The 16,603-nt window shown below is 29.9% G+C and carries 11 protein-coding genes; 7 read left to right on the forward strand and 4 right to left on the reverse strand.

What is annotated here, in order from left to right; genetic code table 11:
* Nucleotides 1–87 precede the first annotated feature (87 nt).
* Nucleotides 88–996: a ribonucleoside hydrolase RihC gene (gene rihC / locus FYJ81_RS03850; protein ID WP_154409322.1), complete on the forward strand. Its 909-nt coding sequence runs from the start codon at nt 88–90 to the stop codon at nt 994–996.
* Between the two features lie 610 nt (nt 997–1,606).
* Here rihC and FYJ81_RS03855 read toward each other — a convergent pair.
* Nucleotides 1,607–2,785: a serine hydrolase domain-containing protein gene (locus FYJ81_RS03855; protein WP_107385320.1), complete on the reverse strand. Its 1,179-nt coding sequence runs from the start codon at nt 2,783–2,785 to the stop codon at nt 1,607–1,609.
* Nucleotides 2,786–2,803: 18 nt separating this feature from the next.
* Complete coding sequence (locus FYJ81_RS03860; RefSeq protein WP_154409323.1) at nt 2,804–4,462, reverse strand: phospho-sugar mutase; 1,659 nt, start codon at nt 4,460–4,462, stop codon at nt 2,804–2,806.
* A gap of 463 nt (nt 4,463–4,925) precedes the next feature.
* Between FYJ81_RS03860 and FYJ81_RS03865 the strand changes: the two genes are divergently transcribed.
* From FYJ81_RS03865 to FYJ81_RS03880, 4 genes are all read left to right on the forward strand, one after another.
* Nucleotides 4,926–6,227, forward strand: a complete 1,302-nt coding sequence (locus tag FYJ81_RS03865; protein WP_107384703.1) for an LCP family protein — start codon at nt 4,926–4,928, stop codon at nt 6,225–6,227.
* A gap of 22 nt (nt 6,228–6,249) precedes the next feature.
* Complete coding sequence (locus FYJ81_RS03870; RefSeq protein WP_019468155.1) at nt 6,250–6,720, forward strand: DUF2538 family protein; 471 nt, start codon at nt 6,250–6,252, stop codon at nt 6,718–6,720.
* A 77-nt stretch (nt 6,721–6,797) separates the two neighbouring features.
* The gene (locus FYJ81_RS03875) at nt 6,798–7,220 is read left to right on the forward strand and encodes a GNAT family N-acetyltransferase (protein WP_107384690.1); all 423 of its coding nucleotides are present in this window, start codon (nt 6,798–6,800) and stop codon (nt 7,218–7,220) included.
* 236 nt (nt 7,221–7,456) lie between these two features.
* A complete protein-coding gene (locus FYJ81_RS03880) occupies nt 7,457–12,073 on the forward strand; it encodes a GW dipeptide domain-containing protein (RefSeq protein ID WP_154409324.1) in 4,617 nt (1,538 codons plus the stop codon).
* A gap of 429 nt (nt 12,074–12,502) precedes the next feature.
* Here the strand turns inward: FYJ81_RS03880 and FYJ81_RS03885 are convergent, their stop codons facing one another.
* Nucleotides 12,503–12,925 carry a MarR family transcriptional regulator gene (locus tag FYJ81_RS03885; RefSeq protein WP_107384692.1) on the reverse strand — a complete coding sequence of 141 codons (423 nt, stop codon included), beginning with the start codon at nt 12,923–12,925 and terminating at the stop codon, nt 12,503–12,505.
* 204 nt (nt 12,926–13,129) lie between these two features.
* On the opposite strand from FYJ81_RS03885, the gene FYJ81_RS03890 reads away from it, so the two are divergent.
* Together FYJ81_RS03890 and FYJ81_RS03895 are read left to right on the forward strand one after the other, a co-directional pair.
* Nucleotides 13,130–14,134, forward strand: coding sequence for an acyltransferase family protein (locus tag FYJ81_RS03890; protein ID WP_107384693.1), 1,005 nt, complete (start codon nt 13,130–13,132; stop codon nt 14,132–14,134).
* Between the two features lie 120 nt (nt 14,135–14,254).
* Nucleotides 14,255–15,415, forward strand: coding sequence for an aminotransferase class I/II-fold pyridoxal phosphate-dependent enzyme (locus tag FYJ81_RS03895; RefSeq protein WP_107384694.1), 1,161 nt, complete (start codon nt 14,255–14,257; stop codon nt 15,413–15,415).
* A gap of 396 nt (nt 15,416–15,811) precedes the next feature.
* On the opposite strand, the gene FYJ81_RS03900 is transcribed toward FYJ81_RS03895, so the two are convergent.
* Nucleotides 15,812–16,249 (reverse strand): MarR family winged helix-turn-helix transcriptional regulator, encoded by a 438-nt coding sequence (locus FYJ81_RS03900; protein ID WP_107384695.1) that lies wholly within the window; start codon nt 16,247–16,249, stop codon nt 15,812–15,814.
* Nucleotides 16,250–16,603 lie beyond the last annotated feature (354 nt).

Here is a 16,603-nt window from a genome sequence, read left to right on the forward strand (position 1 = left end):
ATAATTTACTTTGTAACATTTCTTTTCACAAAAGATGTAGAATATAATTGATAATGTTATTTTTGCAATAGGAGGATTAGATAAATTATGAAACAACCAATTATTATTGATACAGACCCAGGCATTGATGATGCAGCAGCGATTAGCTTTGCAATAAACCATCCAGAATTTGATTTGAAAATGATTTCTACAGTCAATGGTAACGTTGGTATCGAAAAAACGACTGCTAATGCTTTAAAACTCAAACGTTTCTTTAATAGTGACATACCTGTACATAGAGGTGCTTCACAACCACTATTATCAGATATAGTAGATGCAAGTGATGTACACGGTGAATCAGGAATGGAAGGATATACTTTCCCAGAAATCAATGAAAGTGATCTCTATTCTACTCATGCCGTTGAGGCCATGAGAGACGTTTTAGTCAAAAGTGAAACACCCATCACACTTATCCCCATTGGCCCGTTGACGAATATTGCATTATTATTAATGACTTATCCTGAAGTAAAGACATTTATTAAAGAAATTGTGTTAATGGGCGGCTCAGCAACTCGAGGTAATGTAACACCATTAGCTGAATTTAACATTTATTGTGATCCCGAAGCTGCTCAAATCGTGTTTAATTCTGGTCTGCCCTTAACAATGGTAGGATTAGACGTTGCTAGAAGTTCTAGTTTAACGCATGACACAATCAATGAGCTAAGCTTAATCAACGAAACAGGAAAGATGTTACATCAGTTATTCAAACATTATAGAGGAGACGATTTTGAAAAAGGTATTAATGTATATGATGCCTACACATTGCTTTACCTACTACATCCAGAACATTTTGATGTACAAGAAGCTGATGTGCAAATTGAAACAGATGGCAAATTAACCAAGGGTGCTTCAGTAGTTGATTTCAAATCTCAATTTCCTAATACAACCGTAGTAATGTCAGTACAAGCAAATACCTTTAAGCAGATGTTTATTGATGCTTTAAAGTATTGTAAGTAAATTTTAAATACACAAAACGGTTGTAACAAAAATATACGTTTTCAATAAAAAAGAAGTAAGACAGAAATTTAATTTTATTAAAAAGATTTCTCCTTACCACCCCAACAAAGATGACTAGAATTGGTAAAAATATAAAATGATTACCTGAGCTAAAGCTCATGCATAACTCCCACTAACTCAATAATTGAGAAGTGGGCGTTTCTATTTTCAGTTCAGTCATCCGCTAACAATATAATTGTGTCTGAGATGAATCAATGGTGCCCTAGAATCTTTTTGAATCTTGACCGTTTTAATCATGGGTATAAGTTCGAATCTGGACTTTTTCTCACATACGATTATCCAGTCAGCACCTTACAAATCATAAAAATAACTATTTTGTAGATAAACAAAGATATTTTCATCTCTTTAAATTCATAGATAAACTAATTTAATGAGAAATCTTAAATATATGAATTTAACATTAATCTCAGATTCACTCTTAGAAGCATTAATTTTATTGAACATGAAGTTTTTTTATAAAAAGTAAAAAACCGCCAATTTCTATAAAAAACGATAGAAATTGGCGGTTATGTTTTTATAAGAGATATTTATACACCTATCACCTAATTTTTCAATATAGCTGTTTCACTCTGTTATAGTGACCACCTTGATGTAATAACTTAAAGTAAATATGTTTCATTTTATATTCGTTATTAATTTTACTGTTGTCATAATTTGTTGCTAATACAATTACATAATTATCATTAAAATATACTGTGAATATATTACCAAAAAAGATACCATTAATTCTATTTTTATCAGCAAATGAATAAAATCCATATCGATATGGTTTAGGATATTGTGTAGTTAAACTTTCATGAATAAAGGGCATGGTAGTTGTTGAATCAAAAATTCTATTATCTTGCAAATTTAATACTACTTTCCCCATATCATAAGGAGACATATAAATGTTACCTGCCCCATCATATTGATTTAAAATATTAGGTTTTTGACGGATACGTTTTCCAGTTAATTTATCATTTTTATAACCAACAGCCATATATTTTTTGAAATTCACATTATTATATCGCGCTGTATATTCTAAATTATATGGCTTTATTAATCTATCATTTAAATTTTGCGTATAAGATTTATGTGTTACTTCTTCTATAACTTTTGACAATATTAAATAATTAGCATCGTTATATTGATATTTATTATATTCTAAGGGATTGATACCTCTCTGTTGTATTGCATGTGTTGCATCATTTAAATCTTTAAATTTTGGATTAGCTTTATATTTATATAATCCACTTTGATGTAACATCAGTTGTTTTATAGATAGTGGATAATTTGAGTCAAACCATTCTAAATAATGCTTCACAGGCGTCATCATATGAATCTCGTCTTCAATTTCTAACTGTTTTAACATGATGCCTGTCATAAATTTTTGTGCTGAACCTATTAAAAACATCGTATTGGCATTATTTTCTTCATTCTTTTCAAAATCTTGATAACCATAGCCTTTATTCAGTTTGAGTTTACCTCTTTCAAAAAGCGCAATGGTTCCATTAAAATGAGTTTGTTCTAAATACTCATCAATTTTATTAATTTGTGGATGTTTGTGATCAACAACCGTTTTTAACTTTTTTTGTTTTTTCGATGATTGCTTTTCATTTTCTTTGGTCAAAATCTTTGAAGGACTGATATAATCTTTCATTTGTTTATAGTGTCTGTATCCAGTAAATCCTAAAATCAAAAATATGAAAATGATCAAAACAATAAATATTTTAAATTTGTTGGCTTTCATGTTGTTGCCTCTTTGTTGTTATTTTATATGATTGATATATTCATCTTTAAATTGGTTTGTTAAGGCATCAATATCCTCTATATTTAACGAGAAGTACAATTTAATTTTAGGTTCAGTACCAGAAGGTCTCAATGCAATGAAACCTTCATCAAAAATAAAGCGAATTAAATTTGTCTCAGGTAAAGACAAAGCTTCGGTACTACCCTCTGTTACATTTTTAATGGTACCTAGTTGATAATCTTCAATTTGTTTTACTTCAAGACCACAAATTGTTGAAACATCTTCATTTCTAAATTGGTCCATTATTTTAGTGATCTTTTCAATACCTTCTGCACCTTCAAAAGTCGGTGATAAAGTTTTATCTTTATATGCACCGATATGAGCATATATATCATCTATCGTATCTTTAAATGTCATTCCATTATTCGCTAATAAATTTTTATATTTGATTAATAAAGGTACCATTTGGATTGCATCTTTATCTCTCGAAAATGGTTTTGCTAAATAGCCATGACTTTCTTCAAAAGCAATTAGTAATTGTTTATCTTGTTGTGTGCTTTCTTTTTCCAATAAATTTGAAATATATTTAAATCCTGTTAATACATTATTTACTTCAACATCTAATGCTAAAGCTAGTCTTTCCGCAAGTTGACTTGTGACTATAGATTTAATCATGTAAAGTTGCTTACCCTCTTCTACTAAATCTTGAAATCTTAATTTAGTAAGTAATATACCAATTTCATTTCCATTAAAATACCTATATGTTTCGTCATCATAACGTTCAATTAAACCTAATCTATCAGCATCAGGATCAGTTGCTATAATTAATTGTGCATCAGTATCATTTGCCAGCTTAATACCACGTTCGAACACAGCTTCATCTTCAGGATTAGCTATCGCAACAGTTGGAAAATTACCGTCTGGTGTGGATTGCTCTTTTTCAATAACAAAATTATCATAATCTAATTCTGATAATATTGTAGAAGTTAAAGGTAAACTTGTACCATGTAAACTCGTCAGTACTACTTTTGCATCTTTTTCAGGAATGTCCCCCACTAAATCTTTCACTTCACTTTTATAAGCTTCAGTAACTTCATGTGACATATATGTGATTTTTTTATCATTTAGTAATGAATTAAAATTGCCTCCATCAATTTGTAATGGACGTTCAATAGCGTTTATATATTGACTTAAATCTTCTGATTCATCTGGCAATAATTGGCCACCATTTTGATCGTATATTTTAATACCGTTATAGTTTTTAGGATTATGACTGGCAGTGATCATCACACCTGCACTTGATTTTAAATACCTAACCGCAAATGATAATTCTGGTGTAGATTTATAATTTTCTGATAAAATCGTAATAATATTATTTTGAGCTAAAACAGACGCCATTTCTTCTGAAAATGCCTTAGATAATAATCTTGTATCAAAATGGATTACGATAGATGGATTATCATATTTTTCTTTCAAATATTGTGATAAGCCTAATGCTACTTTACGGACTGTAAATGCATTCAATCGACCTGGTCCTAAACCAAAGGTACTACGTATACCAGCAGTGCCAAACGTTAAGTTCCCACTAAACCCTTCTTCTATTTCTTTGTCGGTTTGCGCTTCATAAAATGTTTTTACTAAACTTTCATCTAATTTATCCAACCATTCTGATTTCATGGTTATATCCTCCTTGAAACTCCAATATATTAAACAATTATTCACAAGGTATTATCTCATCGTCGAATTGATTTAATAAATACCAAAAATCGTTTTGAATTTAAAATCTCTGTTTAAAAATTTCACTTTAATAAAAATATTAATGTTATCAATGAACAATAACATTTAACATATGTTAATTATATCGTATGTTCATAAATAAATCATTTTTAGCTATGTTGATTTTCTTATAATTATTTCTTTTATTTTCATTAATAATATTTTAATGGTCAACTGTACGCCAATTTATAATTCAAACTTTAGTAGGATAAATTCTTAGTTGATATTTTTTAATGTTAGTTATAAAATTATAAGTTATAGTACAAATTTCTCTTTACAATATTTTAATGAAACAATCAAAAACTTAACATTAGATCAATATTGTAATATACAAAAAAATCACATACGATGGGGAGCTTCATACATGAATAAATTTTTAAAATACTTTTTAATATTTCTATCTTTAATTCTTGTAGTTGTTCCAGTTATATTTGCCGTTTTATTACTTAAATCGTCACAAGGTGCATTTGAACATTCATTGAATACGAGCGATACATCAAGAGAATCAAGTATTCGTGAATCGAAAATAAACCCGTCTAAAGATCCAATTTCTATTTTATTTTTAGGTATCGATGATAATAGTGGTCGTCAAAAAAATGGTCAAAGTACTGAACAATCAAGAACTGATGCAATGATATTATCTACTTTTAATGCAGATAAAGAACAAATTCGAATGCTAAGTATTCCACGCGATACGATTAGTTACATTCCAGAAGTTGGCTATTATGATAAAATCACACATGCACATGCATACGATGGACCTACAGCTTCTATGGATGCTGTAGAAGCTACATTGAATGTTCCTGTTGATTATTATGTAAGAATTAACATGGAAGCATTCGTGGATGCCGTTGATGAACTCGGTGGCATTGAATATGATGTGCCATATAATATTTCTGAACCAAATACAAACGATACTGGGAAAATTAAAGTGAAAAAAGGACATCAAAAGCTAAATGGAGATGAAGCTTTAGCAGTTGCTAGAACACGTCATCAAGATTCAGATTTAAAACGTGGTCAAAGACAGATGGATTTAATCAAAAAGCTATTTATTAAAGCTCAAAAGGCAGATTCTTTCAGTAAATTAGATGATGTAATTGAAATAGTAGGAAAAAATGCTAAACATAATTTAAGTTATAAAGAAGTAAAAGCATTAGCCACTTCTTACTTAAAAGATGATGTTGAAATTAAAAGTAAACAACTAGAAGGTCAAGATGATTATTTGAATGGTGTTTATTACTATAATCCTAATATTAAAAATATAAAAGATACTGCAAACCTTTTGCGCAGCGATTTAAATTTACCTAAAATTAAGGATACAGACGATTTCTTGAATAAACGTGTTATCGACTTTTATGGTACACTCGTACCACAAACTGAAATTGACAGTAGCTTATTACGTAAAAATCAAAAAGATAGCTCTGAACAAGATGAAGACAATTCAAATTCACAATCAGAACAAAATAATTCAAATTCACAAGGCACAAATTCAACAAATGAAAACCAACAAGATAATATGAATCAACAAGATAATAATCAAACGACACAGCAACCAAACGATTCATATCAACAACCTGATTCAAACCAACAAATAGATCCTAATCAACAGCAACAGGATCCAAACCAACAACAAAACACGCAAGAATTACAAACAAATTTATATTAGGCTGTAGAGAGGAGATCGCGACATGTCACGAAAAACATATGAAAAATTAGCAAATATAAACGGTATGTTTAACGTTTTAGAACAGCAATTAATCCATAGTAAGGATATGGCACTTTTTAGAAATGAATTTTTCTATGTTAATCACGCACATCGTGAAAACTATGAAGCTTTACGAATCTACTACAAGGATAGTGAAACCAATCCTGTTGTAGATGGCGCATGTTATATCGTAGCCCTACCTGAAATTTTTGATAAAGTTGATGTTTTTGAATCAGAACTACCTTTTTCTTGGGTTTATGATCAAAATGGAATAACTGAAACAATGAAAGAACTCAGTGTACCGCTACAATATTTAATTGCAGCAGCGCTTGAAGTAACAGATGTTAATTTATTTAGACCATCCGGTTTTACCATGGGCATGAACAATTGGAATATTGCACAAATGAGAATTTTTTGGCAATATACTGCATTAGTACGTCAAGAAGCTCAATAATTCATTAAATAACTACCCTATTACATTATAATTGTGATAGGGTAGTTTTATTATATTTAAAAAAGTGAGGTTTTATCATGTTCGAAGTAGTTACTACATCCGAAATGTTAGATGATGCATATGAAATTAGAAAAGCAGTTTTTGTTCGTGAACAAGGTGTGCCAGTTGAAAATGAAATAGACCAATTTGAATCATCCGCCACTCATGTTATTGGTTATGATGAACAGCACTCCCCTTTTGCTACTGGAAGATTTAGACCCTATCAAAATGGAGCGAAAATTGAGCGTGTAGCAATTTTACCGACACACAGAAAGTCAGGTTATGGCAAAGCATTAATGCTTTTTATTGAAGAAGCAGCTAAAAATCGTGGATATCAAACGTTATCGCTTAATGCCCAATGTCATGCGCAACGCTTTTATGAATCCTTAGGTTATAAATCTTCAGGTGATATTTTTTTAGAGGAAAATATTGAACATATTTTAATGAATAAAACAATTTAAGCTAAAGTATTTAATAAAGTTGTATTTAATGTACATCTTTACAATGTAATATTCTAAAGAGTGTAATATTTTAATATATTTAAAATTAGGCGTATTTCCGCCTTTTTTTAAATTATATCTTCTTTTATAGTGTCTTAATAAGATTAATTTTATATTACAAATCTATGAAATCAATTCAATTAAACTATCTTCGTATTATAATGGTATTAAATATTAATAATAAAAGGGGCAGTTAAATGACTAATAAAAAGTTGAATTATAAGGTACCTTCAATAGTTGCATTGACATTAGCAGGTACAGCTTTGACAACCCATTATGCACATGCAGCTGATAGTACACAAGATCAGAAATCAAATAAAAATGTGTTAAATGATGAAAATACCTTAAAACAAAGCGAAGAAATAAAATCTGAAGTAAGTAAACCAACGACAAATATTTCAGGAACACAAACATACAATGATCCAAGTCAAGTGCAAGAGCTTAAATCTGATGAACCTGAAAATTATGATGCACAGTTAGATGAACTTAATAAAGACACATCAAGTCAAAATACATATCTTACTCAGAATCAAGAAGACCAAAATAATTCTAACGTCAATAATTACACAGAGACTCATACTGAACAATTAGCAACTGACGCTCAAAATGAAAGTGCTCAAGATGAAAGTAATGATGCTTCTAGCGTTACAGGTAATACAGATGATAATGCTAATGTTGTTCAAAATGACGATACTTCAGATGTTTCTAATACAGAGGCACCTTCTTCTAATTCCGAAAATGAAAATCATGTTGCGTCTAACAGTTCTGAAGATACAGACGACAACACTAACGTTGCTCAAAACGATAATGATTCAGAAGTTTCTAATACAGAGGTAAATTCTGAACAACCAACTTCTGATTCGCAAAATATAAATAATGATGCTTCTAACGTTGCAGATGATAAAGATGATAGCAATAATGTTGCTCAAAATGATAATGATTCAGAAGTTTCTAATACAGAGGTAAGCTCTGACGATTCAACTTCTGATACTGAAAATGAAACTCATAATGCTTCTAACGAGACTGAAGACAAAGACAATAACACTAACGTTGCAGATGATAAAGATGATAGCACTAATGTTGCTCAAAATGATAATGATTCAGTGACTTCTAATACAGAGGTAAGTTCTGACGATTCAACTTCTGATGCTGAAAACGAAACTCATAATGTTTCTAACGAGACTGAAGACAAAGACAATAACACTAACGTTGCAGATGATAAAGATGACAGCACTAATGTTGCTCAAAATGATAATGATTCAGTGACTTCTAATACAGAGGTAAGTTCTGACGATTCAACTTCTGATGCTGAAAACGAAACTCATAATGCCTCTAACGAGACTGAAGACAAAGACGACAACACTAACGTTGCAGATGATAAAGATGACAGCACTAATGTTACTCAAAACGACAATGATTCAGAAGTTTCTAATACAGAGGTAAGTTCTGACGATTCAACTTCTGATACTGATAATGAAACTCATAATGCTTCTAACGAGACTGAAGACAAAGACGATAACACTAACGTTGCAGATGATAAAGATGACAGCACTAATGTTACTCAAAACGATAATGATTCAGAAGTTTCTAATACAGAGGTAAGCTCTGACGATTCAACTTCTGATACTGATAATGAAACTCATAATGCTTCTAACGAGACTGAAGACAAAGATAATAACACTAACGTTGCAGATGATAAAGATGACAGCACTAATGTTGCTCAAAATGATAATGATTCAGAAGTTTCTAATACAGAGGTAAGCTCTGACGATTCAACTACTACAAATGAGTCTGACAAAGAAGCACAAACTAAAAAGGTTAATACTTTAGATTCAGATATAAATACTTCAGCTAAAACGGGTCAAATTTATAAAAGTGATGCAACACCAAAATTAAGAATGGCTAGATCAGTTAGTACTCCTACTATAGCTACAAGATCAGCTGTCACTAAAGAATCTACAACTAAAAGTTCATTACCTAAATATACGCCAAAAGTAAATTCATCAATAAATAATTATATTCGTAAAAACAACTTCAAAGCTCCTAACTATGAACAAGATATCGCAAGTTATTTACCAAAATATCAATATCGTTATGGTAAACCTGAAGGTATCGTTATGCATGATACTGCAAACGATAATTCAACAATTACTGGTGAAATTAATTACATGAAAAATAATTATAATAGCGCATTTGTACATGCATATGTAGATGGTAATCGTATAATTGAAACAGCTAATACAGATTATTTAGCATGGGGAGCTGGCCCAGCTGCAAACGATCGCTTTATTCATGTAGAATTAGTCCATACACATGACTATGATTCATTTGCGCGTTCAATCAATAACTACGCAGACTATGCAGCTACAAACCTACAATATTATGGACTTGCTCCTGATAGCGCTGAGTACGATGGTGTTGGAACTGTTTGGACGCATAAATCTGTAAGTAATTATTTAGGTGGATCAGATCATATCGACCCTCATGGTTATTTAGCTAACCATAATTATAGTTATGATGAACTTTATGATTTAATTTATGAAAAATATTTAATTAAAACAGGTAAAGCTGCTGCTTGGGGTACCACTTCATCTGGAAGTACAAGTGGAAGCAAGAACGAATCAAATGGTTCTACTACAAAACCATCTACTAATACTGGTAAATTAACAGTATCAACTAACAACGGTGTTGGTCGTATAAATACAAGTAATGATGGTTTATATACCACTGTTTATGATCAAAATGGTAAGAAAACAAGTAAAACAAATCAAACTTTAAAAGTTACAAAATCAGCCACTTTAGGAAACAAAAACTTTTATTTAGTTTCTGATTATAATAAAGGTGATTTAATAGGATGGGTACATCAAAATGATGTACGTTATAACTCTGCTAAGTCCGTTGTTAAAAACAACCAATCCTATAAAATCAAACCTGGTGAAGTTGTTTATACTGTACCTTGGGGCACTAGTTCTCAAAAAGCAGGCACAGTTTCAGGTAGTTCTAGTCAAACATTCAAAGCATCAAAACAACAGCAAATTGGCAAAACAAATTATGTTTATGGCACAGTAAATAATTTATCTGGTTGGGTAAGCTTAAGTAAATTAACTTCGACAAGCAAAACAGCTACTTCCCCTACTACAAATAATCATTTAACTGTCAATACACTTACAAGTCAACAAGGTACAGTGGCTAAGACAAATCATGGTGTTTATACATCTGTATATGATAAAAAAGGTATTCAAAAATCTTATGTAAATGGTAAAACTTATAAATTAAGCAAAAAAGCTACATTAGGAAATAATTCATTTTATTTAATTACAGATAATAAAACAAATACTAACTTGGGTTGGATGCAAACAGGTGATATCACTGTTAAGGAAGCAGTTACAAAAGCTACTGCTACACCAACGACATCAGTTAGTAAAATCGGACAATTAAATACAAATAATTCTGGTATTAAAACAACTGTTTATGATAAAAAAGGTAAAAATGCTTCGAAATTTGCTGGCCGTACGTATACGGTAACTAAACAACGTACGCAAGGTAATAACACTTACGTGTTAATTCAAAATACTAAACAAAATACACCTATTGGTTGGGTTAATACTAAAGATATAAATACGCGTGACTTAAGCAAAACAAAAGCTAAAACTGGACAATATACTGTAAAAGCAACGAACAATGGTTTATATGCAATTCCATGGGGTACAAAAGCTCAGCAATTAGATACTCAAAATAATATTAAGAATAGTAAATTTAACGCATCAAAATCTGTGTTTGTTGATAAAGATGAGTATCTATATGGAAATGTAAATAATAAAACTGGATGGATTTCAGCTAAAGATTTAAATAAAACTCAAACACAATCAGCTGTCACACCACAAAAATTCGACTATGTTATTTACAATGCAAGCGGTAATTATTACTTGAATCCTAACGCTACAAAATCAGCTGGATCATTGAAAGGTTTCCATGAAAGCATCTTTACTGTTTTTGAAAAACAAATCATTAATGGTGTAACTTGGTATCATGGTAAGTTATCAAACGGTAAAATTGTTTGGATTAAAGAAAGTGATTTGCGTAAAGAACTAGTAAAATATTATAAATCTAATCTTACTTTAGATCAGGCTGTCGCGTTACAACATGGTATGAAATTCAAACCTCAAATTCAACGTACACCTGGAAAATGGGAAGATGCAACAGCGAGTGAGATTAAAAATGCTATGAATAGTAGTAAACTTGCTAAAGATCCAACCCAAAAATACCAATTCTTACGCCTAGATAAATCTCAAAATATTTCTGGTACTGATTTAGATAAATTACTAGTTGGTAAAGGTATATTAGAAGGTCAAGGTGAAGCATTTAGTGAAGCTGCAAAAACTTATAATATCAATGAAGTTTACTTAGTTTCTCATGCTCTACTTGAAACTGGAAACGGTACTTCTAAGCTTGCTAATGGTGGCGACGTAGTAAATAATAAAGTTGTTACTAATGGTGCTAAAAAATATTACAATATGTTCGGTATTGGAGCCGTTGATAAAGATCCTGTAAAACAAGGTTTTGCTACCGCTAAAAATAATGGTTGGGATACTGTTAAAAAAGCAATTGTCGGTGGTGCTAAATTCATCGCTAATTCATACATCAATCAAGGGCAAAACACTTTATATAAAATGCGTTGGAACCCTGATAATCCAGGCGTACATCAATATGCAACTGATGTAGCATGGGCATCTCATAATGCTACACGTATTAAAGGGTTCTATGATTCTATGAATAAATTAGGTAAATATTTTGATATAAACACATATAAATAACAATAAACCATAATTATGTATATTTAAAAACATAGATAAACCTTAGGTGATATTTTACCTAAGGTTTATTTTTTATATAATGTAATACAATTTAGGAATTCTATTACTAACTAGAGCCTATAGTTCTGTTTATTAGTCACATTGCTTTGTTTATTTTATAGCAACACGGATTTTCCAAATTATTTTAGAAACCTTTAAAACTATAACAATAACTTCTTTTGGGTAATGCAAACTCTTTTTCAATTATTAAATATGAATTTTAACTTTCTGTTTCTAAACGTTTTGATTAATTTGAGCTTTATAACATTAAAAAGAACTAATCCTTATTCATAAGGATTAGTTCTATATTTTAATCATAAAAATTTTGTTGCAGTCATTTTTAATTTTTATTATCAGATGCTGCTAGAAATTTTAGCGATTGTTTATCGTCTATTTTATATAATTATGATGGTTGTTTAATTTATTTAATAAGTAATTTAAGTTTTCAATATCATTTGATGTTAAATTTTGACATCTTGCTTCAATCAAAGCTACCCTAACTTCGTTAATTTGCTGGACAAGGGCTTTCGTTTTTTCTGTAATCATTAAATCTTTACACCTTAAATCTTTATTTGACTGTTTGCTGGTAATATAGCCCATTTGGCATAACTTTTTGATCCACCTAGACACTATAGACTGTTCTTTATTAATTTTCATTGTTAAATCGTACTGCGATAGCACATTATAATGATACAAAATCCTTAACATTTCTAACTGTTCGGAAGTTAAATCTGTACGTTGGCCGAACCTTCTACTGACTAAATTTAAATCATTACTTGTAAGTGTAATTAATTGTTCTAGTTGTTTATACATGTTGTTTCATCTCCACTACTTTAATTAAAATGTTTAATAGCATTTAAATTTATTATTTTATTTTCTAATATTATAATGTTATTCCGCATAATATACAATAATAATCTACAAAACAGTCGGTTTTGTTGCATTTGTCATATGTTTTATAATAAATTAGAAACAGTGATTATAAATTTTTACCTGCATTAAAAAAGGAGCAACTACATGACACAGATAAAAGAAAGAGATTATTTCTTCGACAATGCGAGAATGATATTAATATTTCTTGTTGTATTTGGTCATTTATTACAACCATATACTGAAGAAAGTAAATATCTTTCGTCACTTTATTTAACTATATATAGTTTCCATATGCCATGCTTTTTGTTCATCTCAGGTTATTTTGCTAAAAAAGCAGGCAAGGCTGGTTATCTAGAAAAAGTTTCAAAAAAATTATTGGTACCTTATTTTATTTTCTTTGGCTTTTTTACCTTTTACTACTATTTCACAGGAAAAGAAGACAGTGTTAAATTTGATCCATTTGACCCTGTATTTGCATTATGGTTTTTACTTACATTATTCTTCTTCCATGTCATATTAGTTATAGTCAAAGATTATAAACCATATTTTGTATTACCAATATCCATCATTATTTCTTTATTTGCAGGTTATTCAGATGATATTGACAATTATTTAAGTTTTTCAAGAACAATCATGTTCTTCCCTATTTTTTATTTAGGTTATTTATTTACTAGTGAACATACACGTTTATTAAGAAGTAAAAAATTCATGCCGATCGCTGTCAGCATCCTACTCCTTTTTTATATCATTTATACTTTACATCCTATAAACGCTGATTGGCTTTTAGGTGATTCACCGTATATGTCACTGGAAGGTAAACAAGATTTATATAGTCCAATTAAACGATTACTATTATACTTTATTATTTTAATTACAATGTTTTCTTTCCTTAATTTAGTACCTGAAAAAGAAAGATTTTTCACATACATTGGTCGTCGCACTATGTATGTATATTTACTACACGGCATTGTAATTGGTATTATACGTGGTTTTGATATTTATCCATTTAAAGATCAGATCTCTATAATGACTTATATCTATCTAATCTTACTCACAAGTATTATTGTATATGTATTATCAACAAGATTTATATCTAAGTGGACCAATCCAGTCATAAACTTGCAATCCCCTGCCAATTTTAAAGATTAATACGATATTCAACCGATTTGTAGTTGTTTCAAATATGTTATGATAGTAGTAATTTGATATTAAAAGCTAGTCATACTTATTTATCTACAGATCGGTATTTTTATTTTGAGGTGAAAAACAATGAAGCTATCTTTAAACGACAATTCTAAATTTTTAACGGCACCAAGTATTAGGCAATTTTCAAATAAAATTAAAGATATTGATGATTGTATCAATTTAACAATCGGACAACCAGATTTCCCTATGCCTGATGTCGTAAAAAACGCATATATTAATGCAATAAAAGAAAACCAAACGAAATATTCCCATAACAAAGGATTACTTGAAACACGTAATGCAGTCGGTCATTACTTTAAACAACGTTATGGTTTTCATTATAGTTCTGATGAAATCATTATTACAAATGGTGCTAGTGAAGCACTAGACACAGCTTTAAGAAGCATAATTAACCCAGGTGATGAAATATTGATCCCTAGTCCTATTTATGCCGGTTATATCCCATTAATTAAAACACTTGGTGGAATTCCGGTATATATCGACACTACAAAATCAGATTTCAAAATAACGCCTGAAGCAATCAAGCAAAATATATCACCAAAAACAAAAGCAATTCTTTTAAATTATCCTACTAACCCTACTGGTGTCATTTTAACTTATGATGAAGTTCATGCACTTACAGAAGTGTTAAAAAACGAAGAAATCTTTATCATTAGTGATGAAATTTATGCAGAGAATACGTTTAGTAATAAACACTGTTCTTTTGCTGAATTTGAATCAATCCGTGATCAATTATTGCTTGTAAGTGGATTAAGTAAATCTCATTCTGCTACTGGTATTCGTATTGGTTTTTTAATAGGTCCTGAATATTTAATTGAAAAGTTAACATATATGCATGCTTATAATTGTATTTGCGCAAATGTACCTGCTCAAATTGCTTGTATAGCAGCGTTAAACGAAGGATTAGACGCGCCTCATTATATGAACAAAGCATATATTGAAAGACGAGATTTTTTAATCACAAAACTTCAAGCTTTAGGTTTTAAACTCGACGCTAAACCAGAAGGTGCTTTTTATATCTTCCCAAGTATTGAAAATTTCACTGAAAATGATTTTGATTTTTGCGTAGATGTACTTGAAAAAGCACATGTTGCAATGGTACCAGGTTCTGCTTTTACAGATATCGGTAAAGGCCATGTGCGTATTTCTTACGCCTATGAACTTGATGCTTTAAAAGAGGCTATGAGAAGATTAGAGCTTTATATAAAAGAACACTATGAATAACAATATGTTAATTTGTAGTTTAAATATTTTTATCAATTTTAACTATGGCTATATATGTATTCAATATTTGAGCCTAAAACCTAATTGAATACATACATGTTGTTTTATGCGTATTAACATCCAACATCAGACTTCAGCATAAAAATTGATGAACTGTAACATACAGTCAGTCATTATAGTGATTAAAAATACTTGTATTTAAAGTGATTCGTTGTAAGGAGGCGTATGAGGAGAACTTTACTGGTAAATGTCTATATATTTAGACAGAGGTGAATTTCTGGAAAAACATCTATGTTTTAGGAAATACGATATAAAAGAGGCTCGTAAATGAATTTCAAAGAAAATTCATTTACGGGCTTCTTTTATATTATGATTTATTTTTCAGATATATACGTTTTATTGATAGATGTTTTTTTCAGCAAACTTTTTCATTAATTTATAATATATATCTATATCTTCCGAACTCATATTAAACTGTGTTAAAACTTCATCTGAAATTTGTTCAAATTTCTCTTTTAACCCACTACCCTTTTTTGTCAATTGGACTTTAACTCTACGCTCATCCTCTTCTGTTCTCATACGTTCAATTAATCCTTTTTTTTCGAGTCTTTTAATAATTGGGCTTATTGTACCAGAATCTAAATATAATTGATCGCATAAGGTTTTTATAAATACAGGTTTCGAATTTTCAATATATAACATCACCACATAATTGGGAAAGCTAATATCATACTGCTTTAGATGTTTATTAAATTTATTTACTATCTCTTTACTAGAAACATAAAACAGAAAACACATATCCTGCATAAGGTCTTTATTTTTATATTGTGCCATTCATTACTCTCCTCTGCCCTTTTTTATTATATTAATAGAAATTTTATTTTTGGTCAAATATAATAACAAAATGTTTAAAAATTTAACATTACTAGTATTAGTCAATAGAATATTCTGAAAACGAATTTCACTCAATTTACATGTTTTACAATTGCTTTTTAATAATAAATTTAAAAACTATATTTTCATATTATATTTCAACTTTTTTCCTTAATGAAATGTATATTTTATAAATATTGGATTTATGAGCTTGAACACTTTTTTTGATCCTAATACTTACGACTAAGTATAAAATAGTGAATAAATGGCTATAAAATTGTATAAAAAAATCGTTAATTTCTATATTATCTAATA

This window comes from Staphylococcus sp. McC-251-APC-3A2 (assembly GCF_009695665.1).
Lineage (GTDB): Bacteria > Bacillota > Bacilli > Staphylococcales > Staphylococcaceae > Staphylococcus > Staphylococcus cohnii.

What these genes read in the sequence shown, in the direction of transcription:
- FYJ81_RS03890 (WP_107384693.1), top strand. Translation starts at nt 13,130, where the DNA reads ATGACACAGATAAAAGAAAGAGATTATTTCTTCGACAATGCGAGAATG.
- FYJ81_RS03895 (WP_107384694.1), top strand. Translation starts at nt 14,255, where the DNA reads ATGAAGCTATCTTTAAACGACAATTCTAAATTTTTAACGGCACCAAGT.
- FYJ81_RS03865 (WP_107384703.1), top strand. Translation starts at nt 4,926, where the DNA reads ATGAATAAATTTTTAAAATACTTTTTAATATTTCTATCTTTAATTCTT.
- FYJ81_RS03870 (WP_019468155.1), top strand. Translation starts at nt 6,250, where the DNA reads ATGTCACGAAAAACATATGAAAAATTAGCAAATATAAACGGTATGTTT.
- FYJ81_RS03900 (WP_107384695.1), bottom strand. Translation starts at nt 16,249, where the DNA reads ATGGCACAATATAAAAATAAAGACCTTATGCAGGATATGTGTTTTCTG.
- FYJ81_RS03880 (WP_154409324.1), top strand. Translation starts at nt 7,457, where the DNA reads ATGACTAATAAAAAGTTGAATTATAAGGTACCTTCAATAGTTGCATTG.
- rihC (WP_154409322.1), top strand. Translation starts at nt 88, where the DNA reads ATGAAACAACCAATTATTATTGATACAGACCCAGGCATTGATGATGCA.
- FYJ81_RS03855 (WP_107385320.1), bottom strand. Translation starts at nt 2,785, where the DNA reads ATGAAAGCCAACAAATTTAAAATATTTATTGTTTTGATCATTTTCATA.
- FYJ81_RS03860 (WP_154409323.1), bottom strand. Translation starts at nt 4,462, where the DNA reads ATGAAATCAGAATGGTTGGATAAATTAGATGAAAGTTTAGTAAAAACA.
- FYJ81_RS03885 (WP_107384692.1), bottom strand. Translation starts at nt 12,925, where the DNA reads ATGTATAAACAACTAGAACAATTAATTACACTTACAAGTAATGATTTA.
- FYJ81_RS03875 (WP_107384690.1), top strand. Translation starts at nt 6,798, where the DNA reads ATGTTCGAAGTAGTTACTACATCCGAAATGTTAGATGATGCATATGAA.